The organism is Candidatus Scalindua japonica (assembly GCF_002443295.1).
Taxonomy (GTDB): Bacteria; Planctomycetota; Brocadiia; order Brocadiales; family Scalinduaceae; genus Scalindua; species Scalindua japonica.
Map to the genome: position 1 here is coordinate 1 of NZ_BAOS01000007.1, position 23,320 is coordinate 23,320.

Annotated in this window: 23 protein-coding genes; 3 read left to right on the forward strand and 20 right to left on the reverse strand. The window is 39.8% G+C overall.

Features of this window, described 5'->3' with window-relative positions:
* Positions 1–110: 110 nt before the first annotated feature.
* From SCALIN_RS05880 to SCALIN_RS05930, 11 genes are all read right to left on the reverse strand, one after another.
* On the reverse strand, positions 111–2,345 hold the full coding sequence (locus tag SCALIN_RS05880) for an NADP-dependent isocitrate dehydrogenase (RefSeq protein WP_096893525.1): 2,235 nt from the start codon (positions 2,343–2,345) through the stop codon (positions 111–113).
* Between the two features lie 167 nt (positions 2,346–2,512).
* Positions 2,513–2,785, reverse strand: coding sequence for a citrate/2-methylcitrate synthase (locus tag SCALIN_RS05885; RefSeq protein ID WP_133111705.1), 273 nt, complete (start codon positions 2,783–2,785; stop codon positions 2,513–2,515).
* A 40-nt stretch (positions 2,786–2,825) separates the two neighbouring features.
* Positions 2,826–3,005, reverse strand: a complete 180-nt coding sequence (locus tag SCALIN_RS23800; protein ID WP_203415369.1) for an ATP citrate lyase citrate-binding domain-containing protein — start codon at positions 3,003–3,005, stop codon at positions 2,826–2,828.
* Between the two features lie 175 nt (positions 3,006–3,180).
* Positions 3,181–3,564 (reverse strand): PIN domain-containing protein, encoded by a 384-nt coding sequence (locus SCALIN_RS05895; protein ID WP_096893482.1) that lies wholly within the window; start codon positions 3,562–3,564, stop codon positions 3,181–3,183.
* Complete coding sequence (locus tag SCALIN_RS05900; RefSeq protein WP_203415370.1) at positions 3,564–3,758, reverse strand: type II toxin-antitoxin system VapB family antitoxin; 195 nt, start codon at positions 3,756–3,758, stop codon at positions 3,564–3,566. Before SCALIN_RS05900 ends, SCALIN_RS05895 begins: the two co-directional genes overlap by 1 nt.
* A gap of 90 nt (positions 3,759–3,848) precedes the next feature.
* Positions 3,849–4,316 carry a hypothetical protein gene (locus SCALIN_RS05905; protein ID WP_096893484.1) on the reverse strand — a complete coding sequence of 156 codons (468 nt, stop codon included), beginning with the start codon at positions 4,314–4,316 and terminating at the stop codon, positions 3,849–3,851.
* Positions 4,313–4,840 carry a 2-amino-4-hydroxy-6-hydroxymethyldihydropteridine diphosphokinase gene (folK, locus tag SCALIN_RS05910; RefSeq protein ID WP_096893485.1) on the reverse strand — a complete coding sequence of 176 codons (528 nt, stop codon included), beginning with the start codon at positions 4,838–4,840 and terminating at the stop codon, positions 4,313–4,315. The genes SCALIN_RS05905 and folK overlap by 4 nt, the downstream gene beginning before the upstream one ends.
* On the reverse strand, positions 4,830–5,216 hold the full coding sequence (gene folB / locus SCALIN_RS05915) for a dihydroneopterin aldolase (RefSeq protein WP_096893486.1): 387 nt from the start codon (positions 5,214–5,216) through the stop codon (positions 4,830–4,832). The genes folK and folB overlap by 11 nt, the downstream gene beginning before the upstream one ends.
* Positions 5,209–5,964, reverse strand: a complete 756-nt coding sequence (locus SCALIN_RS05920; RefSeq protein WP_096893487.1) for an SDR family oxidoreductase — start codon at positions 5,962–5,964, stop codon at positions 5,209–5,211. Before SCALIN_RS05920 ends, folB begins: the two co-directional genes overlap by 8 nt.
* A 223-nt stretch (positions 5,965–6,187) precedes the next feature.
* Positions 6,188–6,772, reverse strand: coding sequence for a pseudouridine synthase (locus tag SCALIN_RS05925; RefSeq protein WP_203415371.1), 585 nt, complete (start codon positions 6,770–6,772; stop codon positions 6,188–6,190).
* Positions 6,773–6,817: 45 nt separating this feature from the next.
* Entirely contained in the window at positions 6,818–9,610 is a 2,793-nt protein-coding gene (locus SCALIN_RS05930) for a molybdopterin-containing oxidoreductase family protein (RefSeq protein WP_096893489.1), read from the reverse strand.
* A gap of 167 nt (positions 9,611–9,777) precedes the next feature.
* On the opposite strand from SCALIN_RS05930, the gene cysQ reads away from it, so the two are divergent.
* From cysQ to SCALIN_RS05945, 3 genes are read left to right on the forward strand one after another with little or no spacing between them, the layout of a single operon-like run.
* The gene (cysQ, locus tag SCALIN_RS05935) at positions 9,778–10,632 is read left to right on the forward strand and encodes a 3'(2'),5'-bisphosphate nucleotidase CysQ (protein WP_096893490.1); all 855 of its coding nucleotides are present in this window, start codon (positions 9,778–9,780) and stop codon (positions 10,630–10,632) included.
* Complete coding sequence (locus tag SCALIN_RS05940) at positions 10,629–11,648, forward strand: M48 family metallopeptidase (protein ID WP_096893491.1); 1,020 nt, start codon at positions 10,629–10,631, stop codon at positions 11,646–11,648. The genes cysQ and SCALIN_RS05940 overlap by 4 nt, the downstream gene beginning before the upstream one ends.
* Positions 11,649–11,664: 16 nt before the next feature.
* Positions 11,665–12,684: a potassium channel family protein gene (locus SCALIN_RS05945; RefSeq protein ID WP_096893492.1), complete on the forward strand. Its 1,020-nt coding sequence runs from the start codon at positions 11,665–11,667 to the stop codon at positions 12,682–12,684.
* A gap of 33 nt (positions 12,685–12,717) precedes the next feature.
* Here SCALIN_RS05945 and SCALIN_RS05950 read toward each other — a convergent pair whose 3' ends face one another.
* From SCALIN_RS05950 to SCALIN_RS05985, 9 genes are all read right to left on the reverse strand, one after another.
* Complete coding sequence (locus SCALIN_RS05950) at positions 12,718–13,086, reverse strand: VOC family protein (protein ID WP_096893493.1); 369 nt, start codon at positions 13,084–13,086, stop codon at positions 12,718–12,720.
* A gap of 123 nt (positions 13,087–13,209) precedes the next feature.
* Positions 13,210–13,503: a bile acid:sodium symporter family protein gene (locus SCALIN_RS23030; protein ID WP_230406564.1), complete on the reverse strand. Its 294-nt coding sequence runs from the start codon at positions 13,501–13,503 to the stop codon at positions 13,210–13,212.
* A gap of 13 nt (positions 13,504–13,516) precedes the next feature.
* The gene (locus tag SCALIN_RS05955) at positions 13,517–14,137 is read right to left on the reverse strand and encodes a bile acid:sodium symporter family protein (RefSeq protein ID WP_230406565.1); all 621 of its coding nucleotides are present in this window, start codon (positions 14,135–14,137) and stop codon (positions 13,517–13,519) included.
* A gap of 77 nt (positions 14,138–14,214) precedes the next feature.
* The gene (locus SCALIN_RS05960; RefSeq protein ID WP_096893494.1) at positions 14,215–14,835 is read right to left on the reverse strand and encodes a class I SAM-dependent methyltransferase; all 621 of its coding nucleotides are present in this window, start codon (positions 14,833–14,835) and stop codon (positions 14,215–14,217) included.
* Positions 14,836–14,993: 158 nt separating this feature from the next.
* On the reverse strand, positions 14,994–17,111 hold the full coding sequence (locus SCALIN_RS05965) for a phospho-sugar mutase (protein ID WP_096893495.1): 2,118 nt from the start codon (positions 17,109–17,111) through the stop codon (positions 14,994–14,996).
* 231 nt (positions 17,112–17,342) lie between these two features.
* Complete coding sequence (locus tag SCALIN_RS05970; RefSeq protein WP_203415372.1) at positions 17,343–18,857, reverse strand: bifunctional metallophosphatase/5'-nucleotidase; 1,515 nt, start codon at positions 18,855–18,857, stop codon at positions 17,343–17,345.
* A 218-nt stretch (positions 18,858–19,075) separates the two neighbouring features.
* Positions 19,076–20,023, reverse strand: coding sequence for a glycosyltransferase family 2 protein (locus SCALIN_RS05975; RefSeq protein ID WP_096893496.1), 948 nt, complete (start codon positions 20,021–20,023; stop codon positions 19,076–19,078).
* The gene (locus SCALIN_RS05980) at positions 20,017–21,975 is read right to left on the reverse strand and encodes a lipopolysaccharide kinase InaA family protein (protein WP_096893497.1); all 1,959 of its coding nucleotides are present in this window, start codon (positions 21,973–21,975) and stop codon (positions 20,017–20,019) included. The genes SCALIN_RS05975 and SCALIN_RS05980 overlap by 7 nt, the downstream gene beginning before the upstream one ends.
* A gap of 279 nt (positions 21,976–22,254) precedes the next feature.
* Positions 22,255–23,277 (reverse strand): lysylphosphatidylglycerol synthase transmembrane domain-containing protein, encoded by a 1,023-nt coding sequence (locus SCALIN_RS05985; protein WP_162532174.1) that lies wholly within the window; start codon positions 23,275–23,277, stop codon positions 22,255–22,257.
* Positions 23,278–23,320: the final 43 nt, after the last annotated feature.

Sequence of the window (23,320 nt, forward strand, 5' to 3'; positions counted from 1 at the left end):
CTGGAAATTCAAGGTATAGACTCTTCGGTCGTTTCTCCCTCAGAATGACATGCTGATCTATTATTCTGAATGAAACAAAGTGGAATGAAGAATCAAATTTTAGAAAACCGTTATTTGAATGCAGCATTTAAGGTAGCACTTGGACGCGTTGCTCTTGCTACTTTCTCAGGGTCAGGATGGTAGTAGCCTCCCAGGTCGACTTTCTTACCCTGCATATCATTCAACTCCCTTATAATCTGTTCTTCTCCTGATGCCAGCGCTTTTGCAAGTGGACAGAAATATTCCTGAAGTTCGGGATCTTCCTCTTGTTCTGCCAGTGCCTGTGCCCAGTAGAGCGTGAGGTAAAACTGGCTTCCCCTGTTATCCAGTTCACCCACCTTGTTGGATGGTGACTGGTTGTTGATCAGAAGCCTTGCTGTTGCCTGGTCCAATGCCTTTGCTACAATACCGGCCTTCACGTTTTTGCGTGCAGCACTGAGATGCTGGAGTGAGGCGGCAATAGCCGCAAACTCGCCAACGGAATCCCACCGTAGATGCCCCTCTTCCAGAAACTGTTGTACATGCTTGGGCGCTGAGCCTCCCGCGCCTGTTTCAAACAGGCCGCCGCCATTTAACAGACCAACGATTGAGAGCATTTTGGCACTGGTATTGAGTTCAAGAATGGGAAACAGGTCTGTCAAATAATCACGTAAAACATTTCCCGTAACTGAAATCGTATCTCTACCATCTTTCACACGCTGAAGTGTGTAGCGTATCGCATCAACCGGTGACATAATTTTAATATCCAGATCACCATTTGGATCAAGATTATCCAGAAAATGATTTACCTTGTCAATAAGTTGCGCATCGTGGGCTCTCTCTTTGTCTAACCAGAAAACAGCCGGTGAACCGGTTATTCTAACTCTTTTAACCCCCAACTCCACCCAGTTCCTGACCGGCTCGTCCTTCACCCGGCACATACGCCAGACATCGCCTTTTTCAATACTATGTTCGTGTAGTGTTACACCCTCCGCATCAGCAACGCGAATTACTCCATCCGCAGACACTTTAAATGTTTGATCATGGGAACCATATTCTTCGGCTTTTCCAGCCATAAGACCGACATTGGCCACACTACCCATAGTCTCCGGGTCAAACGCACCATTTTCTTTACAGAATTTTATTGTTTCATCATAAATAACGGCATAGCTGGAATCAGGGATTACAGCCTTAACATCATGTGCTTTTCCGTCTGGCCCCCAGGCTTTTCCACCATCACGAATGATCGGCGGCATAGATGCGTCAATAATTACGTTGCTTGGAACATGTAGATTCGTTATACCCTTATCTGAATTTACCATATATAGATCAGCTTGTGTATCAATACAGGCCTGTATATCATCTTCAATTTCCTCTCTTTGTGCTTCCGGTAAATTCTGTATCCTGGCATACACATCACCCAGACCATTATTGGGATTAACACCCAATTCTTCAAAAACAGCCATGTGTTTATCAAACACATCTGCAAAAAACACTTCAACTGCCTGTCCAAATATAATCGGATCAGACACCTTCATCATTGTTGCTTTCAGATGTAGAGAGAATAAAACACCCTTCTCTTTCGCGTCCTCTATTTGTTCAGCAAGAAACTTGCGCAAGTCCTTCCGGCTCATGAATGTAGCATCAACAATCTCTCCTTCCTGCAGCGTTATACTGTCTTTCAGGACCGTGAGTTGATTGTCTTCACTAAAAAACTCAATTCTGGCATTACCAACAGACAAACCTGAGATAGTAACAGATCTTTCGTTGGAAAAGAAGTCTCCGTCGTCCATATGGGTAACATGAGTTTTTGAATCTGAACGCCATTCACCCATTTTATGCGGATGTTTCCTGGCAAACTCTTTCACAGCCGCGGGGGGCCTGCGGTCTGAATTGCCATCTCTCAAAACGGGGTTTACAGCACTTCCCAAAATTTTTTTATATCTTGCCTGAATATCTCTCTGTGCTTCGTTCGAGGGGGCTTCCGGATAATCCGGTATATCATATCCCTTCTCCTGTAATTCAGAAATAGCAGCTTTTAGCTGCGGTATAGATGCGCTGATATTTGGAAGTTTGATTATATTTGCAGTAGGTCTTTTAACCAGCTCACCCAACTCAAACAGAGCATCAGGTTGTTTCTGCTCTGGGGTCAGGCTGTCCGGAAATTTTGCAATAATGCGGCCTGCCAGTGAAATATCCCTGGTACTTACTGTAACTCCCGCAGCTGTTAAAAAATATTTTACTATAGGAAGAAAGGATGAAGTAGCCAGTGCGGGCGCTTCATCAGTAATGGTATAGATAATATCCGGTTGTTCTTGTTCTGACATGGTTTTATTCCTAATATTTATTATGTTTTTAAATAAATAACGAAAGATCTCCCTTTCCCCTGACAAAAAACGCCGAGGGCTTTAATCTCCTCATTGGCAAGAAGGGGAAAAGGGGTGGTTATAATTTAATACATCGTTCCGTGGAAGTGTTTTAAATACCCACTCGTTCAGAAGCTTGACGCGAACATCCGGTTTTGAACACTTTTTATCCTGTGGCCTATTCCCGGTATGTTCTTTTCTTTAACCTTCATCTCATCCACGAACGCCCTTGGAGTCAATCCCCTGTCTAAAGAGCTTTTGAAATATTTTGCAGCATCGTCAATAGCACCACCAAATCTTGGGCCGATTGTCAACATGCCTGACGCTACTGATGTTGGAAAGTCCTTCCCCGCTCTGGCAGCTACAATCGTAGATTTTTTCAGCGTACTCTTCCAGTGCACTTATTTATTCCATCAAAGGTCTTAGCAACGTCAGTAAAGTTTACAATTTCACTGCCAATAATAAACACCTTACCCCCTCTACTTTCTCCCTTGACATGAGGTCGAGAAATGTTTTTGTGTACTCACACGTTTCATCGGTACTTGGGTTACCGTTGTACTCTCCGTAGTTCGCGAGCTCATCTCCGCATCCAAGGTCAACCACCGTAGCTGAACCTTCCATTTGACAGTTGGCCAATATGTTGTGCTAACAATTTCTTAGCATCGAACTGCCGTATACCTTTTTGTGCCATACCAATTCCTCTCTGTGTGGGGCCAGATATCAACTTTCAACAATCAGTTTTACTTTCATTTGCATCTGTCCGTCTTCCTGGTTGAAGCAATTATAAACAGTTGAATCAGTGTCCATAGTTTCCGATTCCCACAATCTTTTGCAACATAAGAAAGTGTCTATCTAAAGAGTAAATACTACAACTGTTTTGTCTTGAATTCTGCGCAATAATTAAATCAGGTATTCCAACCCCACTGATACCGGACTTCAAACATTTTACCTGAAGTTGTATAATCTCCTCCCAATCAATCTTGAGAGGAAATTTCATAATTTCGCTTAATAATTGGATAATCTTGTTCTGTCTCTTTACTTTTAAGTATGGAATCAGTTCGGCAATGATAATGTCATTAGTTACAATAAGATTTTCATCTATCAAAATACTCAGCTCACTGGATTTAATACCACTTCTAAAATAATCTACCCAGATAGATGTATCTACAAGCACCTGCATTAACGCCCCCTGAGCAGATCCAGATCAATATTCAGATCAACTTTTCCTTTGAATTTCTTCAGATCAGAAATTTTTGACTTCCTGATCAATTCTGTGAGTGCAAGGATAATTACATTTGTCTTTGTCTTAACATGAGCAACTTCCATTGCTTCCTGAACTAATTCTTCCGGTAAATCAAGCGTGGTTCTCATCATTGTCTCCTTATGCACAATATTACTATTTTATGCATATTTTGTCTATCGTTTTTTAAGAAACAGAAAACCATATCGACCTTAGTATAACCTTTACTGAAACATCAGTTTCTCAATAACTTTTTTGAGTTTCTTCTCAAGTTCTTTCCTGGGATATGAAGAAGTACTGATGATCCTGGACATATAACGATCACCATCAAGCCCGTCTTTGCCAATCCCGATTCGTTCAACAGTACCATCTCCAGATACTACGTGAAATGCCCATAACTGATCAATATTATTTACTCTGTAGTTGAAGACAACAAAGTATTCTGATTCGTCCACGTCTATTGCTTCCCAACCTACAGGAGTAAATACCGGCTCTTTCTCCCATAATGCAATTGCATCTCGCGCATTCATTTTTACACCACTGACTTCTTCATCAACCACAATACACGTTAATGCCAACTCGATGGCATACTCCTCAGGCGAGGCAGCTTCTTGCACAACATCCCTGATACACGCGGTGACGCTTAATAACCCAGCTATTATTACGATGTAAACACAATGTTTATTATTCATACGTTAACCACCCTTCTCAGGTTTTCAGTAAATGTCATCTCCGGTATCATATTTTCTTTTGATAGTTTGCTCAATATTTCAGTAAGCGGAATTTTTGTATCCGGTAAAATCAAATCCGGGTTTAATTCAGAGAGTGGAATGGCAATAAATTCACGCTTGTAAATATCAGGGTCCGGTATGACAACATTTTCATCATGTATTACAAGGTCTCCAAAAAGCAGCAGGTCCAGATCTATTGTTCTTGGCGCGTATCTATCAGATTCTCTGTTACGATGCAACTCCTTTTCTATCGTCCTCAGCACGCGGAATTTCAGTTCCTCTGGAGGAATTGAAGTACTTATCCTCCACACACCATTTAAAAAATCATCCTGATCCGGCCTTAACAGCGGCGTGGTCCTATAAAAAACGGAAATCCCTCTTACACATACATGTTTACTTAAGCATGCAAGTGCATCGGGTATATTCCGTTCCGGATCTATATTGCTGCCAACACCTATAAATACTTCATCCACATTATTGCCCATAGCATTTTCTGGTACGCATAATTTCAACTGCTACAGAACGGGTATATCTTAAAGCACCGGGCTTATCAACAGTAACATTTACTTTTTGTACTCTCAAATTATCAAGGCAAACTTTTGCAATCTCTTCAGCAAGTCTTTCAATCAATAAAAACTCCGAGCATTCTACCAGAGCCAGGATGGTTTTTTTTACCGTTTTATAATCAACCGAATCTCCAAGGCTATCTGTCTGTCCTGCTATCCTGGTATCAGTGAACAAAACAACGTTGATAATAACGTCCTGCTTCTCTGTCCGTTCTTCAGGATTAATACCAATTATACAGCGCAATGCAAGGTCACGGATATGAATCTTATCATTGTACTCTGAGACCTCATTCATATAACTCTCCTTTGAGATTCTGGCCACCGTCTATAAACAGGACTTCCCCTGTAACAAACGTATTTGTTAAAAGAAAAAGTACGGCATCAGTTATCTCAGACTGTTTACCGGAACGATTAAACAGGTTTCTATGGCTTAGTTTCCGGATATATGATTCGTCCTTTCCGTCCGGAGGTAAAATTATACCGGGAGCAATACCGTTAACCCGAAGTTGAGGTGCAAACTCCACCGCCATCATTTCAGTCATATGGTACAACATATTCTTGCTTATTTGATAGGCAGCATGGCCCAGATCATATCGTTTTACACGGCTGTCTAATATATTAATGATGCATCCGTCATGTTTCTGTTTTGCCATATGCTGTGAAAGCCTGAACGGTGCTATTGAGTTTACCGTCAATGTATTGCTCAACTCTTTTATCGAAAGTGTTGAAAGCTTTGAAGAAGAGAATATTGACGCATTATTAATCAGAATGTCAACAGTGCCTATCATATTCCGTATCTCTTCAAAAAAAATATCAACATTATCAATATTGGAAAAATCAGACTTAAATTTCCAGATCTCGACACCGGGTACTTTGATATCTGTCAGGGCTTCCTCTACATCATCGTCACTGGAAAAACAATAATGCACAATAACATTTACATGGTTTTGGGCCAATACGCGGGCAATTTCTTTGCCAATACGTTTTGCAGCACCGGTAACAAGAGCTGTTTTTCCCTTTAACTCATTATTATTTATATTCAGTTTGTATCCTTAAGTGTAAGGTTTGAAAAAAACAACTCTCACCAATTTGAACGGTATCAGTAAAAAAACCCGTCCGGCCTGCTCGATTTTTCCTTCAGGCGTAGAAACGGGTATTACCTATCAGAACTGCAATAATACATTGCGTATTATTATAACATTTGAAACCAAAAAGAAGCAAGTTAGAACAAGGCACTATTGCTTCTTGAGATAATAGTTTATTGTATCAGCGATTTGTTTTTCGACCTTTTCGTCCTTTTCGTCTTGACAGGGTTGTACCATTTATTAGAGCATTCTCCTCTTCATGTGTAAGGAACCGCCACTGAGATGATGGTATATCAAGCTTGACAGTACCTATCTGTGTCCGCTTCAAATCAAGCACCTTCAGAGAATTATGGAATTGCTGGTCTTGAAGAGCTCCGAAAACACGTCGAATATGCCGGTTCTTCCCTTCTGACAACTCTACTATCAACCGGGTCCTGGGACCTGCATATCCTGAAGTCTTTATTCCCTTGAATCTCAACATACCTATTGGAGTTTTAACACCATCCAGTGTCTGTTGAAGTTGTTCATTTGTGATTCGTCCACGAATCCACACCTCATAAAACTTTGAAAATTTTCCTGGTTTTGTCAGAAGATCACTCAATCCACCTTCACGAGTAAAAAGTAACAAACCTCTCGAATCTCTATCCAGACGGCCTACAGGTATCCACCTGTCTTCAAGTATAAATCTGGGCAGAATATCATACACTGTTTTTCGACTGTTTTCATCGGATAGCGTAACAATCGCTCCTTTCGGTTTGTGAAACATTATGAGTCTGCGGGGCTTTGATGTGGAACGGATATTCATTGTAATTTAATCAAAATCAAATCTGTTTTCCTGAGTTCTTTCATATATCTCTTCTATCATGTCAAAGAAAAGGTCGTAGCATTTCTGCATAACGTATTGTGCTGTCTCCGCTTCTTCAGTCGTCAATGTCTGGCTCTCAAACTTCTCAGGATCACATCCATGCAAGTGACCCGGTTCATATTCCAGGTGTACTTTACCGAAGTAATTGCTCTCGATTGCCCCGACCGCACATTTATGTGAAACAAGAAAGAATGTATTACCCAGCTCTTCTATAACACGAATAAGACAGTACCGTACCAATGGATTTGATGCCATCTGCGTAAGATTTGCTATACCATAGGAAACCAGCCTGCTTTTTTTTATATTATCATTCCACAAAAATTCAAGGCAATCGGCAAATGTAAAATCCTTAAGCTTCTCCTGTAGATTACGTATATCCCTGTTAATTAGAGAATTATGCTCAGCATCCGTAGCTGCATGGCTGTTAATCTGCTCTTCTAATTCATCAGCAGGTTTTTCATAAGGAAGTATATAGTTGTTGATGTCAGAAAATGAGTTGGCAAAATATGTAAAGTATGGAAGCCAGTTCAACCTTTTAGAAGCAGGAATACTCTCATCCTCCATATACTTAATAAGCCGACTCTGTTTGAAATCTTCCCTCATTTGAAAAACAGTTGAAACAACGTCTTTTACAAGCACTGAATCTTCTTTCATTATACTTACCTCCTTTATTGAACACGAAATCTTCACTCTTTCTATCTGAACTAAATTAGTATTGTATGTAGACCCTCCACCCATGTCTGCCAGTCTATCCGGTGTTGTCTGGTTACTGTTGCATCCTCCCGGGCTTAAACTATTCCACCAGATTCCTTTATTTATTGCAATACCCTCTCTCAGATAATCTCCTACAGAAGCCATGAGAACACACTCACCCCGATTATTAAAAACCCTGACCATATCTCCGGTTTTTATCCCGCGTTTCTCGGCATCCAGTATGTTTAATTCCAGTATTGGCTTATCTTTTTCTCTCCCCGTATTACCGAGATTTGCAAAGTTAGAATTCAGAAATGATTTTGCCGAAGGCGTGAGGAGATATATCGGATATTTCCTGTACAGGTCTGGTGAGGTTAGAGGCCCTTCTGCAATTGGCATATGAACAGGCAGAGGGCTATGACCATCCTGTTTCATTTTATCGGAATAAAACTCTATCTTTCCGGTAGGTGTGTAGAATTTAAGATCTTTATATGGCATATGAAACTCACCGGGCATATTAAGACGGATTGCACCCTCACTTCGTAAACGCTCTAACGTTATTCCCTGTAAATAGCTGCTGTCAATTTTCAGTGCGCTGTTAATTATATCAATCGAAGTATCATCAAAGCATCTATCCTGATAACCCATTGATTTTGCCAATGTATTAAACGTATCGAGATTAGACCTGCTTTCCCCCAATGGTTCTATTACCGGTTCATTCAACTGGAGTGATAGATGGAAGTATGAGTAGTGTAGGTCCATATGCTCAAATTCAGTAGTGGCAGGCAACACAATATCCGCGTAACGCGCGGTGTCGGTAAGTAACTGCTCATGCACCACAGTAAACAGATCTTCTCTCTTCAAGCCGGAAATAACCTTTCCTTGATTAAAGAGTACGGCAGCAGGGTTAGAGTTGTATACATATAAGCCATTAATTGCGGGATCCACACTTAAGAGTACCTGTCCCAATTGATTCATATTGATTGATCTGGAAGAGCCGGGACAGAGATCATTTTCTTCAAGCAAGTTCCACTGGATCGGAAACGCTTCACTGGTAGGATAAAACATTCCGCCACCGGGATATTTCCACGCCCCGACCAGACCGGGAAGGCAGGAGATTGTACGTATCATCATGCCACCGTTTGTATGATGCTGCATACCTGATCCCGCATAAATGAACGATGGTTTACGGTCCGCATAGATGGCAGCAAACTCTTTAATAGTTTCTTTATCTACGCCGCTAATCGCTTCTACATTTTCCGGTGAATACTCCTGTACCTGTTCTGACAATGCATTAAAGCCCTCCGTATATTTTTCAACAAAATCACAATCATACAGAGATTCATTAATAATTACGTTCATTATCCCTAACGCAAGTGCGGCATCACTCCCGGGTGTTGGTTGAATAAACAAGTCTGCTATTTCAACAGACTTGATTTTATCAGGATTGATGACTATATGTAAAGCGCCTCTCTTTTTTGCTTCCTTTATCAATGGTATCTGATGAATATTCGTATAATACGGGTTTGTACCCCAGGATATTATCAGTTTTGATTGTGGTATGGCTAATGGATCAGCGCCAAAGGAAGCACCCAAAGTATATTTATATCCAATCCTTCCTCCCTTGGAGCATATAGTCCTATCCAGACCTGAAGCACCCATGCGATTAAAGAGACGTTTGCCGGCAACATCACCATTAACCAGCCCCAATGTACCCGAACCACTGAATGGCAGGATCGATTCAGCACCGTGTCTGCTTATGATATCCTTAAACCGTGATGTGACTGTACCAACCGCCTCATCCCACGATATTCTCTCAAATTTGCCTGCACCCTTCTCACCAACTCTTTTAAGAGGATAGAGAACTCTGTCAGGACTATAGACCCTTGCCGGATAGTGCATTACTTTCCTGCAGAGAAAACCTCTGGTTACAAAATGGGCCGGATCACCTTTGACCTTGACCAATTTACCGTCTTTTACGTACGAAATTATTCCACAGGTATCAGGACAATCATGTGGGCATACACTTCTCAATTCCTTAATCATCTTTACTTTAAATCAATATGACAACTTACCATTTTTAACAGAATACGAACCTACAATTTTAATAATAACAATTAACTGTCCACAAGTAAACAGAACATGTTTGCTTTTCATGATTATTAATATTATTATTTTGTTGAAATTAAAATATTTTCCAAGATAATTGTGTGATGGAGAACATTAAATACGATAAACTTATTCTTACTACTATTCTTGCCGCAAAGCGTGCTGGAGAGGCGATACTTGATGTATACGACTCAGACTTCGCAGTTGAGCAGAAAGATGACAAATCACCACTGACTCTTGCAGATAAAAGATCACACGAAATTATTGCGGATGTACTGGAACAAACCATAACCGTCAATAACTCCACAGTACCTGTTTTAAGTGAAGAGGGAAAAGAAACTCCTTATGACGAAAGAAAAAAGCGGGAATATTTCTGGTTAGTTGACCCTCTTGACGGAACAAAAGAGTTTGTTAAAAGAAATGGAGAATTCACAGTAAATATTGCGCTAATCCACAAACATAAACCTGTCCTCGGTATTATCTATATACCCGTTAAGGACACCTTCTACTTTGCAGCCACCAATTTTGGTGCATATAAATTAGAAGGCAGCAGAATCTTAACAAGTAATATATCAATAAAAGAGTTGACAGACAAATCACAAAGACTACCCCTCAACAAGAACAACAAAACGTCTCTTACAATTGTTGGTAGCCGATCACACACCTCAGAAGAACTCTCTGAATTTGTAAAACAATTAAGTAAAAAGTATGAAAACATTGAGTTTATCTCTTCTGGTAGTTCACTGAAACTCTGTCTCGTAGCCGAAGGTAAAGCTGACGCCTATCCAAGGTTTGGACCTACAATGGAATGGGACACAGCAGCAGGACAGGCAATCGCCGAACAGGCTGAATGCACGGTAATCAACACACAAACCAATGAACCGCTAAGTTATAATAAAGAAAGTCTTCTCAACCCTTTCTTCATAGTGAGCAGACAAGGTCTAAGTTTTAATTTATGATGTATAAATATAAGCTTAAAACCATTCAGGTACAAACAATGCTATCCATGGTTTTATCAGTTTCTATTTTGATAAATGGATGTGTAAACACTAACACCGGCCCACCTCTTTCACAAAATGAATTAAAAAAACTGGAGGAAAATATTGAACTGCTGGCGACAGAAATTTATCTCAATGATCTGGTCAGAGTATGGAAAGTGGGACTTAAAGTCCTGAATATTTTACCGGAAGGTGTAGTTAAAAAACGTGCGGTAACAGGTATGTTAATTGTAGACAACACAGAAGATATTGCCAGGTATTATAGGCTGTCTACAGAAGAGGGATGTGTTGTGGTTAGTGTAGTTGACAATTATATCGCAGACCATGCAGGCATCAGAGATGGTGATATCATAAAAGAGATAGATGGTAAAGAGATCAGGAAGAGTCGTGATATTGCTTTTGAAAATGGAGAGTCCTCAACAGTGGTAGTAGAAAGAGATAATACAAGGCTTTCCTTAGACGTAAAGCCAGAAGAGAAACCATACGTACGAATCTGCCTTAATGAGACAGGCAGGATCAACGCATACGCTAAATTTTCCGGAATAGAATTTACTTCCGGAATGGTACATTTTGTAGAAGATGATAACGAACTTGCTGTAATAATGGGACATGAGTTGGCACATCTTACCGCCAGACACCTGCCAAGGAATATCAGGATGGCCGCATTGTACGGAACGCTTGGTTGTCTAACCGGACCATTTGCTCCTCTTACCACAAAGGCATTGTACGCGCCATACAGCAGAGAAAATGAACGCGAAGCAGATTATCTCGGCCTTATCTATGCACACAATGCAGGCTATGATATAGAAAAAGGAGTGGATCTCTGGAAACGCTTTGCACTGGAAATCCCAAAAAGCAGATCAAAGAGCTTTCTTCGCGGTCATCCGGCAAGCCCTGAAAGGATCCTGCGGGTAAAGAGAGTTGTAGAGCTAATAAAAGCAGGCAATAATCCTCTGGAGGATTTTATACTCAACTAGTTGACAAAATGGTACCATGCATTTCAAAAACCGACTCATTAAAGGCCTGATCGCTACTCTTATTGCGATTACTGCGGGTACAGCAGGATATAAGTTCCTTGGTGGTACAGAATGGTCTCTTCTCGATTCTATTTATATGACCATTATAACGATTACGACAGTCGGATTTGGGGAAATACAAGACCTGTCAGGTAATCCATATGCCAGAATACTCACCATTTTCATCATCTTTTTTGGAATGGGAAGTATCCTTTTTGTGGTGAGTACTGTCACTGGATTTATAGTAGAGGGTGAATTGACTAACGTTTTTGGGAGACGGAGAATGCTTAAAGAGATATCAGTCCTAAAGAACCACTTTATCGTATGCGGCATTGGCGATATTGGCAGCACGGTCGTGAAGGAATTGAAACGGACTAAGAGGGATTTTGTTGTAGTTGATACAGATTCTGAAAAACTTGAAAAACTGAATGAAACGGAGAAAATACTATTTATCAACGATGATGCGACCAATGACGATGTCCTGATTAATGCGGGGATTCATAAGGCCCATGGCCTCATCACAATCCTTCCGGATGACAAAGATAATCTGTTTGTCACATTGACAGCAAAACAGCTGAATCCTGATTTAAGAATAGTATCAAAGGGGTTGGATAAAATCACAATTAAAAAACTGAAGATGGCAGGCGCTGATTCTGTAGTATTACCAAACTTTATTGGTGGCCTGAGGATGGTATCAGAGCTGGTCAGACCTGCCGCTGTCAGCTTTCTCGATAAGATGTTACGGACACAAGATGGTAAGACTTACAGAATTGAAGAGTTTACTATACCGGCAAACTCAAAACTTATTGGCAAAACCTTGTCTGAAGCAAATTTATTACGAAATACCAGGGTACTGATAGTCGCAATGAAAGGAAAAGAAGAAGATTTTATATACAATCCAGAGAGCACATCTATTATCAAAGATGAAACGGTAATTGTAGTACTGGGAGAGAGCCTGGAGACGAAAAGAGTAAGAGAATTGGTAGAAAATCAATAACAATGTCATTATGATTTTATCCTCAATCAGTCCCTATTTTGGTGACCAGATCTCAATCCGATGTCCCTCTGGGTCGAAGAAATAGAAAACATGAGCACCCCAGGCGTGTTCTCTTACCGGATCTAATTCCAAACCGGTATCACGAAGAAATTGCCAGGCTTCAGTAATATTTTCAACCCGCAACGCCAATGTGATGCCAGCACCGCCACTGCTCTTGATAGACGCCTTCCGCTCATCTGCAATACTTATGCAGGCAGTATCCGTCAATTTAAACTCTATAAACCAATTAGAGTCATGGGTAATCGGCAGCTTTAAATGATGCTTATAAAAGTCAACAGTTTCCTGCCATTTTTTACAATAGAGGATAGTGTTAGCATTTTTTGAAGGAAAAGTATTTGTCATTTTCTAAAATCTTCAGTCTAAGTTATATGAAAGCAGGAAAATCAGGTACTGTTTATATTTCTGCTATTCAATCAGTTGTCCATTCTATGATAAAATCAGAGTATGTTCCAGTCGATAATTACATTAATTTTTCTCTCCGTTTTTACCTGACTTTCTAAAACTCCAATACCCTGCCAGGAATGAACCGGATAGATTGTGCCATATACTGAAAATCGCTCCTGGGATTGCCGCCATTACAGAGAAATGCTTGACAGCCAATGCAACACTCAACCCTGAGTTCTGCATGCCGACCTCTATGCTGAGAGTACGGCATGTACAATTATCATATCCCAGTAACCTTGGGAGCCAGTATCCAATCAAGAGCCCGCTCATATTATGCAGCATAACAGCAGAAACAATACTAAGCCCAACCTCCATAAGCTTTGATTGATTAAGACCGACGATTATAGCAATTATAACGACAATAGCAATAGTAGAAAAAAAGGTAAAACCGGACCGATTTTTTTATCCCGGCCCCTAATAAAGTATTCAGGGTTGTACCGGCAAGTACCGGTATAAGGACCATCTGTAATATGCTGAGCAGCATATTTAAGAAGGGAACATGTACAATCTGGTGCAGGTAGAGCAGAGAAAAGACCGGCATCGCGAATACTGCAATGAGTGTAGACGCCATTGTTAAAGTGATTGATAACGCGACATTACCCTTTGCTAAATAACAGATTACATTAGATGCGGTTCCACCTGCACTACTTCCTACCAACACCATACCCGCAACAAACTCAGGCGACAGGCCCAATGATCTGGATATTAGAAATGCGGATAAAGGCATCACAAAATATTGAAGCAAGACACCAATTAAAATAATTTTTGGAGACTTGACTATCTCCTTGAAATCAGGCCATTTCAATGTCATCCCCATGCAGAACATAACTACTGATAACAGAGGTATAATTGCCGGCCTTAACTCTGAGAACATGTTTGGAAAGAAAAATGCAGTTACAGATAAAAGAATTGCCCAGACAGGGAAAAGCCTTGTTGATAGATGAATCATATTTTATTTTCCTGTAATATTATATTCTTATTATTCCTTCCTGTAATTCCTGCCTTCCTAAGCAGTATTATCTTTTTTTATATCTTATTCGCAACACCAATATAATTGAAACCGGCAATTCTGGGAGTTTTTGGCAAGTAAAGGGTGTTCATCGTTTTGATACTGAAACCGCCCTCTTGAAGATATTCCGGTATTGGCCTGTTCAAGTTACAACCACCACCGATTATTTTCCAAACCGGGTTGATTCTATTCTGCCATGTTAGAATAGACTTATCAGGTGCAGCACCATGCTCACAAAACAGCAGTTTGCCGGATGGCTTTATTACACGGTGTATCTGCTGTAATGCAGTATGCCAATCAGAAATGGTACAGAGAGTATAAGTCAACACCACGGTATCTACGCTGTCATTCTCTAATGACAACTCCTCGCCGGGAAGATCCAGCCACTTTACTTCAACACCAGACCGATTTAAATTTCTTTTTGCCTTTCTACGCATACCATCTGAAGGTTCCAGCCCCCAGACAAAATCTACTCTTTCAGCATCATAAAATGGAATGTTCAGTCCTGAGCCAATTCCAATCTCCAATACACGTCCCACTGCGAGAGGAACTATCTTCCCCCGTTGTATCTCAATAGCCTTAGATCCGCAGCCCTTATCTATAATGTGAGGCAAAATATACTGTTCATAAAGACCCATTCTTTATCCTTGCATTTTATAACATAATTAAACATCTATTTTGCTCCAGCAGCATCCGGCAAATTTCACAAAAAAAAAAGGAGTGCAGATTATATATCAAACATCTGCACACCTTTGTATACAACCAAAAGAAGACAATTTCCTTATAATTCAACAACTTAGCTTACACCTAAGTACTCCCGTATTCCTGCACCAAATTTATTACTGAATGCCTTATCAACCTTTTCAATCGGATCACTGCCGAGAAATTCGAAAAGTTTTTCGAGCCTCTCTTCTCTTTCTCCCTTATCAGAGATACTTTTCAGCGCGACAATATCGTCTTCTATTTCAAAATATTTTATCTTTACATCAAGGGGGAGCTGCCAGAATAGCAGAAATCCTCTTTCAGGAAAGTCCACATCTAATATCTTATAGCAATACCGCATAAAGGTTTTTTCTATGCTCTCTCTGATTGCAGAGATCTTTTCTCTTTCACTCTGTAAGGTATCCAAATTACACGGTTTACCAACAACCTCAATATATACTTTTACCTTTGGCTCTGTTCCTGAAGGACGGACAATTATTCGTATGCTTTGCGTATCAGGCGTACTATCAAGATTGAATAGTATTACATTTCTTGATGCTTTATCTGTAGGAGACAAAAACGGCTCACCGTCCCATCTGTCAACCTTTTCATTCACAACAAAATCACTCAATGACCCAACATCGTTCTTTCTCAAATGGTCCATGATGAGGGCAATCTGCTCCATTCCTTTTGCACCCGTTAACCGAATTTCAGTCAGATAATTATGACAATATCCGTACTGCGAGTATATCTCATCAAGATAGTCCATTAACGTTTTGCTATCTCTTTTAAGTTCGGCCGCAAGTTCAGACAACCATACTGCGGCACACGCGGCATCTTTATCCCTCGAATAATTTCCCACAATAAATCCGTGACTCTCTTCAGTCCCCAAAATAAACTTCTGCATCTTACCGGATTTTTCCATTCTGTTCATCTCAGCGCCTATATATTTGAAACCGACCAGAAGATCCGGGATACATTGAATACTGTTTTCCTTTGTTATTTTCTCAATCAGTGAGTTGGTCACGCCTGTTTTTATAACGATGCAATCTTCGCTCAATATATTTTTATCTCGATATTTTGAAATGCCGTATTGGGTCAATATAATTCCAATCTCGTTTCCATTGAGAAACATCCATGAACCATTATGTTTTACCATGATACCGATTCTGTCTGCATCAGGGTCCGTACTGATGATGACATCAGCATTCACCTCTTCAGCAGCCGATAAAGAAGTGTCAAATGATTCTCTTACTTCAGGATTAGGAATATTGAATGTAACATTTTCAAACGCGCCGCTCAAATTTGACGTCTTTGGATCAAGCACAACATCAAAGTTCATCTGCTCTAATATCGGATGAACAGATGTCAGTCCTGTCCCATGTAGTGGAGAATAGAGTATCTTCAACTCTCTTTCCTGAGAAAGTGACAGTGATGAGACAGTGTTCCAGAATGCTTCATCAACCTCTTTACCAATATACTCAATCAGCCCATTTTCTTCAGATACACCAAGATCCATAGTCTTGATCTCTTGAACGTTCTTTGTCACTTCATTGACCAGATTCTGATCATCGGGAGGTATTAACTGACCTCCAAATTCATCATACACCTTTTTCCCATTATCTGTCGGCTGGTTGTGACTGGCGCTGATCATAATACCTGAAATCGCTTTAAGGTGACGGATTGCAAAAGAAAGTTCCGGAGTGCTTCTTACTCCGTCGAACATTAACACTTTTATCCCGTTTGCCGTGTACACTTCTGCACATGCTATGGCCAACTGCTTACAATTGAGATTCATTACGGGGTTATCAATAGTGTCATTATAAACTCCCTTTTGTATATACTCTCTGACGTCATAGGAAATAACAATCCCTCTTCTCTTTGCTTCTTCTCCATACTGTTTGTAAAGATATTGCGAATGTCCCTGTGCTGATGCCTTTATTGTCCAGAGATTTATTCTATTTGGCCCAATCCCCACCGGCCCCCTTCTGCCTCCTGTCCCAAATGGAATAACCTGATAAAAAGAGTCTAACAGAAAATCCCATTTCCCGGAATTAATCAAATATGCTATTTGAGTCGCATAACTGCTGAACATCTCATCAGTCAACCATTCCTCAAGGTTCTCTAAAGCGGAATCTACATACTGTCTTCCAATATCTAATGTATTGAAACCATCTCTGGCCTTTTCAAGCAATTGACTACTGTCTATCATTTTAATTTCTCCATTTTTATACTAACATCACTTTTAAGTGCAAAACACTGCACATCATCAGAAGGCTTACCTGAGATTGCAACAGGTTTGGTTACTTCAGGGTGAACAAAATTTCTGTGACTTCCCTTACCTCACTTATTTACAAAACCTGCATTTTTCAATTCTTTTACAAAGTACCTTATCTTACGAGGCATTATACTATTTTTCTATTTAAAGAACTAACACTTTTAGTTACCTGTTACCACCATACATTTTCTTCAATATAGCTATCAAGGCTTTACGCATATCACCATGGTTACCCACATCAGAAATATCCTTATTCTCTTCAGTCAAATAATCTAAGCCGATTTCTTTACCCGTAAGCAGAAAATCATTAATTGCAACATTGTATATCTTCTCCGGTTTTAATTTTATCCCGGTTATCTGCCATGTGGAACCATCATTACTGAGAATTACATTTATGGTCTGAAGGTATCCGCCGGTACCTCGATTCTTTCGACCCTGATCAAGGACGCGTTTCAGCAAGCTACCCTTCATCTTAACTGATAACACGTCACCTCCAAACGGCATGATCCTGAGAATATCATACTCCGTTACTTTTCCAGGAGGAATAACATCATCTATCCTGACCGAACCTCCATTGAAAATGGCCAATTCTGCTCCAGGAGACACTTCCTGCATTCCTTCACCAATCAATTCTGTAAGCCTGGTAGAGTTGTTTCTAACGCTCGACTCAAGTCCGTCCAGTGATTCTGTAGTCATAACTACCATATTCTCAGGTTCAAAGCCTGCTCTCCTGAATCCTTTATACCCGGCATCACGCCATCTCTTAATGACCTTTGCCGTTTTCGGATCGTCGGGTATCTCACTGGTAATAAACCGGATTCGGGATACAATTTCCAGATCCATTTTGTCTGTATTAAAGAACAATTCATGAACATAAACCGTACGGGCATTGGCATCAGCTTTGGATATCGGTGTGAAATTCAGACCACGCCATACCTGAATATTTTCGTGCTCATGCCCACCTAAAATCAAGTCAATATCAGGAAGTTCTTTTGCAATCCGCATGTCCTCTTCAATAGCAAGATGAGTGACCGCTATCAGGATATCCACCTTGCTTCGCAACCTCTCTACCATTTTCCTGGCAGTATCAATGGGGTTTTTGTAGGAAACATAAGGTTTCTGGTTACCTGCTAATGTTACACCAAACAGACCGATGCGTACCTTCTTGCCTGAATCATCAGTAACAACAATAATCTTATTCTCAGAGACTCCGGGGAATGAATTCCCTTTTTCATCAAACACATTGCTTGATATCCAGGTAGCATTGGATTCACTTAATCTTTTATAGAATGAATCTTTATTAAGATCAAATTCGTGGTTTCCAAAAGTGACAAAATCGAGTCCAAGTGTATTCAATGTTGCCACCATCTGGCGACCATCCAGACGTCCACCCTTATATGGAGCTGTTCCCAAAGCAGATGGGCTGAACAGATCTCCGGCAAGTATTGCATAGGTATTCGGGTTCTCTTTCAGAAACCGCTTCTTCAAGGTAGCGACACGTGCAAGACCGCCTTGTGTCCCTCCGCTGACTGGGTCAATCTCATAGACATCGTTGAAATGAAGCAGTGTTATTTTAACAACATCTCCGGCTGAGAGTCCTGGCATTGCAGCAAAGAGTGATAACAAAAAGCAGACAAATGTTGCTGCAAGTGATATATTAAAAACTCTCATTTTCTTCATATAGGTTCTCCTTATGTTGTATTTCTGTTCAACAGTTCCACTGCTGAGCGCCAGGATATCAGGGTTTTACTTTTAGAATACATCCTTAGCTGCCTCTCAAAACGTTAGTAGTAGAACCACCGGATAGCAGCAAAGACAGACCTCTCTTAGGAAAGGATTCCCGTTAAATGCAGGGTGAATTAAGCGAAGCGAGTCTGCCTTTACACTGGTGGTTTCTATTACGATGTTCTCTGAATTCCCATACTATCCGGGCACATGAGCAGGTGCCATACAAATAGTTTATAGTATTTCAGCAACCTGTTCCTGAGTCCCTCTGTTTGAAAAAGTGTTATCACGTTTCCTGAAATATTCAATATTAGGTTTACGAATATCTTACACGGTTTCAAAATACGAACTATAAGGTACACTATCGTAGTTCTGTTCTTTCTGAAAAATTTGTATAGAGATTTGTAATATTCAATCTGTGATCTCCAGGGATTCTTCTTCTTACTATGACCTGAAAGGTGAAAAACCTCAGCATCGGGCACATGATACACTTTCCACCCTTTCTTATACATTCTGAAACACCAGTCAGTCTCTTCAAGGAAAATAAAATAATCCTCATCAAACATTCCAACCTCTTCCATGGCCTCTTTCCTGACAATCATGCATGCGCCTATAACTGAATCTACCTCTATCGGCTCCTGATAACTCCTGTTCTTACTCGGGTATTTGTTCGGAAAGAAGAGACGCAAAATATTTTTATTAAATATTTCTGTCTCTATGGAAGGAAAGTTGTCTATTGAATTCTGCCTTGATCCGTCATCGTTCAAAAGTTGAACTCCGGCTATTCCAGCGCGGGGAGTCCCTGTCATAAAGGCTAGTAGTTTCTCTATCGAGTGCTCCTTCAGGACGGCATCTGAGTTGAGGAGTACAGCAAACCTTCCCCGCATTATGTTGAATGCCTGGTTATTTGCATGAGCAAATCCGGTATTAACTTCATTCTCTATGAGCTTTACATCGGGAAATTCCTTTTTTACTGCCATCTGACTCCCGTCTTTTGAATTGTTATCAACAACATGAATCTCAAAATTTATATCTGTAACGGTCTTATAAATTGAGTGCAGACAATCCATAAGGATTTTGCGGGTATTCCAGTTTACAATTATGAATGATATATCTACCAATCTTCTGTCACATCTCCCCGGGATGAAACGTAGAGTATTTTTTCTCCCCCGCTGAGGTTTACAATTTTCCTCAGTATGTTTTTCTTTTCATGCATTATACCGCACTGATCAAGGTATGCATTTAAGAATCTTAATCGGTCCGTCAAAGTAAACAGTCTCGGTGTTGACAGGTTTATCTGTGACAGATTCTTCACCCTTTTTCTGACAGTAATCTCATCCCTGAAAGAGACCTTATCGAAATCCAGAAATATGAAACCAAAAGAGCCGTCCTTCTCCTTCACCATGATATTACACGTCTTCAGATCATGATGGAAGATTTTGTAATTGTGCATCATCCCCAGAGTTTTTGCAAAATCATTTATAAACAACCTTTTCTTTTTCACCATTTCACGTGATGGACGATACTTTTGATTAGTTTCTGTAAGGTATATGCCATCATTCTTTACCTCCCCTTTTTCCCCTCCTTTAGAAGGAGTGGATGAGACGGTAGTTGAAATATATTTTTTTGAATCTAATCCTTGATAAGGTGGGGTTATGTGGTTGCTTACTTTATTCAGAGTAGATTCCATTTGATTATTGAAATGCTTTAATATGTACCTATCCATCTCCAGACTATCTTTGACCTCTTCCATGATAACATAACTACCAGTAGGTATTCCTGATATACTTTTCTCAACTAAAGCCAGTGGTAACGGCGTTTTGAAGCCGTATACCCTTAAACCGTTACCAGCCACCCATGCCTTCCTGCCAGCTGTGCCACGGAATATATTTTTAAGAATGCATCCCAGGCATCCTACCCTATACTGTTTTACTACAACATTTCGAACCGTTTTGTCATTAAGAATGTTCTTAGTTAATACCGTCCTGGAATCACGTTTTATGATTGCTTTACTGTCATTATTAACCAAAGCATTATTATGCTTTTCAATCAAATTCAGAAGATTGCCCGTATTATAACCTTTTCTGTAATATATTTTCACACCAGCAAACCTTTTCCTTGAGAACACACTCGTCTCTTTCTGGCATCTTTTCAGTCTGCTTCGGTAATGGATGCTTCTTATTCTGGATGATTGATCATCTATTTGTCTAATGAGTGATTGTTCAGCGCCAGGCAATATTCTATAATATTTTACAACCACTCCTCTTTCCCCTCCTTGAGAAGGAGGGGCTATGGGATGGTTGTCTTTTTGAGATTGAATATATTCATTCTTATTGCTTATAAAAGCATCAGTACCATATGAGCGTATAAAATTTTCTTTATCAGCCATTGTCATTATTGATGATAGTGAGTTGAAAATCTGTGCGAGATTGAATATTCTCTTTCTTGTAGACATGTTCTTAAATATTTTTACACGATGCAGGTCCATTAAGTACAAATCAGAATCAGATACAGTATGTTCCTTCTTGAATTTTATCAAAATATTGCCTGCATGAAGATCATAGTGACAAAATCCCTTCTCATGAATATCTCTAATAAACAGTGCCAGTTTGTTCAGAAGCGCTATCTTTTCAGACTCCTTTTCCACTGACAAATTGCCTGCTAAATTGTCCTGGCAAAATTCCAGGAAATCTTCACTATTTGTAACCGTCTCTGTAACCATAAGGAGAGATCTATTTCCCTCTGATATTGCAAGAGGCAGTGCAGTATTGACACCTTTACCTAACAATGCATTTGCCACCATCCACTCTGTTCTGGCTTTAGTTGGTACAAAAAGATGCTTTATATAATCTTTATAGTCACCTTTTTTGAAATACTTAATGTATATTCCTTTTTCACTTATGTCCGATCCCGACATTGAAATTACCGATCGCACCCTGTTTTCTTTTATTAATGTATAGTCCTTACCATTTAAGTCTGAAAGAAAATTATCAGGATCAAACCTGTTAGGAATCTTTTCATACCCTTCCCTTACCATCCAATCGTTTCCATTTTTGATGGTTTTTATTGACATAGTATTTTTACCATAATAAGTTAAAAGCGTCTAACGTTGGATGTAAGCGAAAAAAGTGAAAGTTTCTTATAAACTTTAAGCAACATTACCTGGTTATGAGATTTAAATGCAAAATAAGGATAACTCTAAGAAATGCCGAAATCAAGAAAAAACAGAAGGTTATCAATAATGAAACACGGGCTTTTGTTACTCCTTAAAGAGTAGTGAGTGAGTTCTTTCGTAACTGTTGATTGGTTGTTTTTTATTGGTTTTAATGCGCAGTCAACAAAACAGACAATATTACTCCGGTATATTTTCCTCATCATAATGTGATATTTCTCTGAGGCTCATGCCCTCTCTCCATAGAAACAGCAACCCGGCAATAGTAACAGGTATGACACTTATTGCCCAGAGTAATATCGCAAAACTTTGAGCGGATGATATACTGACATCAAATACATTTAAAGATTTCTGTGTTGCAATATGAAAAACCCCTATAAAACCAGGCGCTTGCGGCAGTGCTACGGCAAGTGCTAAACATACGATAACGAAACAAGCACCGGCAAAAGATAAACCTATGCTGAATGAGTAGCACAATACATATACAGATGCCGCATTGAAAAACCATATAATAAGAGATAATATCCCTACCCATATCAACTTTGTTTTATGGTCAAAGATCTGAAGACCTGAAACAAATGAATGAAGCAAATTGACCAGTGTATCTCTTAGATTATGCGGAAAAACAAAGAGCATCTTCTCAAAAACGGCTCCCGCTTTTTCAGGATACAACGACAACAAAAACATAGACGTTATCGCACATATTCCAAAAAAAGCCATGATAACAGACCATTTTTTTAATTGGTGAATTATGCTTTGGGAATCTGTTTCTGAAGGCAGAAAATAGAAAAGCAGAGAGGCGATTACTATAATACCGAGGACATCAAATATCCTCTCCATCACTATTGTGGCAAATAAGGTTGAAATTTTTATTTTTTCCTTCCTGGCTATCATAGCCGGCCTTATAACTTCACCAAGTCTGGCAGGCAACAAATTATTTGCCATAAAGCCAATCACAACCACAGAAAACAGATTTACTATCGATATTTTCTTTACCGGTGACAGCAACACCTCCCACCTGATCGCCCTTAAATAGTAATTTACAAATAAGATAATTATAGTAGGGAAAATATAAATATATCTGGCCTCTCTAAAAGCCATTCCCAAGCTTGTCCATTCAATCTTTCTCACAAAAAGCCATGAACAAATAAAACTAATCAAAATCCCCGCAATAAACAGTATTCTTTTTTTATGTGGTTTCAATAGTTTCACTCCATGCGGTAGTAGTTGAACAGCTATAGTTTTG

Excerpts from the sequence above, each read along its gene's own strand:
- SCALIN_RS05930 (WP_096893489.1), bottom strand. The coding sequence starts at position 9,610 with ATGATTAAGGAATTGAGAAGTGTATGCCCACATGATTGTCCTGATACC.
- SCALIN_RS23800 (WP_203415369.1), bottom strand. The coding sequence starts at position 3,005 with ATGGAAGGTTCAGCTACGGTGGTTGACCTTGGATGCGGAGATGAGCTC.
- SCALIN_RS05945 (WP_096893492.1), top strand. The coding sequence starts at position 11,665 with ATGCATTTCAAAAACCGACTCATTAAAGGCCTGATCGCTACTCTTATT.
- SCALIN_RS05955 (WP_230406565.1), bottom strand. The coding sequence starts at position 14,137 with ATGATTCATCTATCAACAAGGCTTTTCCCTGTCTGGGCAATTCTTTTA.
- folK (WP_096893485.1), bottom strand. The coding sequence starts at position 4,840 with ATGGGCAATAATGTGGATGAAGTATTTATAGGTGTTGGCAGCAATATA.
- folB (WP_096893486.1), bottom strand. The coding sequence starts at position 5,216 with ATGAATGAGGTCTCAGAGTACAATGATAAGATTCATATCCGTGACCTT.
- SCALIN_RS23030 (WP_230406564.1), bottom strand. The coding sequence starts at position 13,503 with ATGGAGGTTGGGCTTAGTATTGTTTCTGCTGTTATGCTGCATAATATG.
- SCALIN_RS05980 (WP_096893497.1), bottom strand. The coding sequence starts at position 21,975 with ATGTCAATAAAAACCATCAAAAATGGAAACGATTGGATGGTAAGGGAA.
- SCALIN_RS05940 (WP_096893491.1), top strand. The coding sequence starts at position 10,629 with ATGATGTATAAATATAAGCTTAAAACCATTCAGGTACAAACAATGCTA.
- SCALIN_RS05950 (WP_096893493.1), bottom strand. The coding sequence starts at position 13,086 with ATGACAAATACTTTTCCTTCAAAAAATGCTAACACTATCCTCTATTGT.
- cysQ (WP_096893490.1), top strand. The coding sequence starts at position 9,778 with ATGGAGAACATTAAATACGATAAACTTATTCTTACTACTATTCTTGCC.
- SCALIN_RS05960 (WP_096893494.1), bottom strand. The coding sequence starts at position 14,835 with ATGGGTCTTTATGAACAGTATATTTTGCCTCACATTATAGATAAGGGC.
- SCALIN_RS05905 (WP_096893484.1), bottom strand. The coding sequence starts at position 4,316 with ATGAATAATAAACATTGTGTTTACATCGTAATAATAGCTGGGTTATTA.
- SCALIN_RS05965 (WP_096893495.1), bottom strand. The coding sequence starts at position 17,111 with ATGATAGACAGTAGTCAATTGCTTGAAAAGGCCAGAGATGGTTTCAAT.
- SCALIN_RS05900 (WP_203415370.1), bottom strand. The coding sequence starts at position 3,758 with ATGATGAGAACCACGCTTGATTTACCGGAAGAATTAGTTCAGGAAGCA.
- SCALIN_RS05880 (WP_096893525.1), bottom strand. The coding sequence starts at position 2,345 with ATGTCAGAACAAGAACAACCGGATATTATCTATACCATTACTGATGAA.
- SCALIN_RS05895 (WP_096893482.1), bottom strand. The coding sequence starts at position 3,564 with ATGCAGGTGCTTGTAGATACATCTATCTGGGTAGATTATTTTAGAAGT.
- SCALIN_RS05925 (WP_203415371.1), bottom strand. The coding sequence starts at position 6,772 with ATGTTTCACAAACCGAAAGGAGCGATTGTTACGCTATCCGATGAAAAC.
- SCALIN_RS05970 (WP_203415372.1), bottom strand. The coding sequence starts at position 18,857 with ATGAAGAAAATGAGAGTTTTTAATATATCACTTGCAGCAACATTTGTC.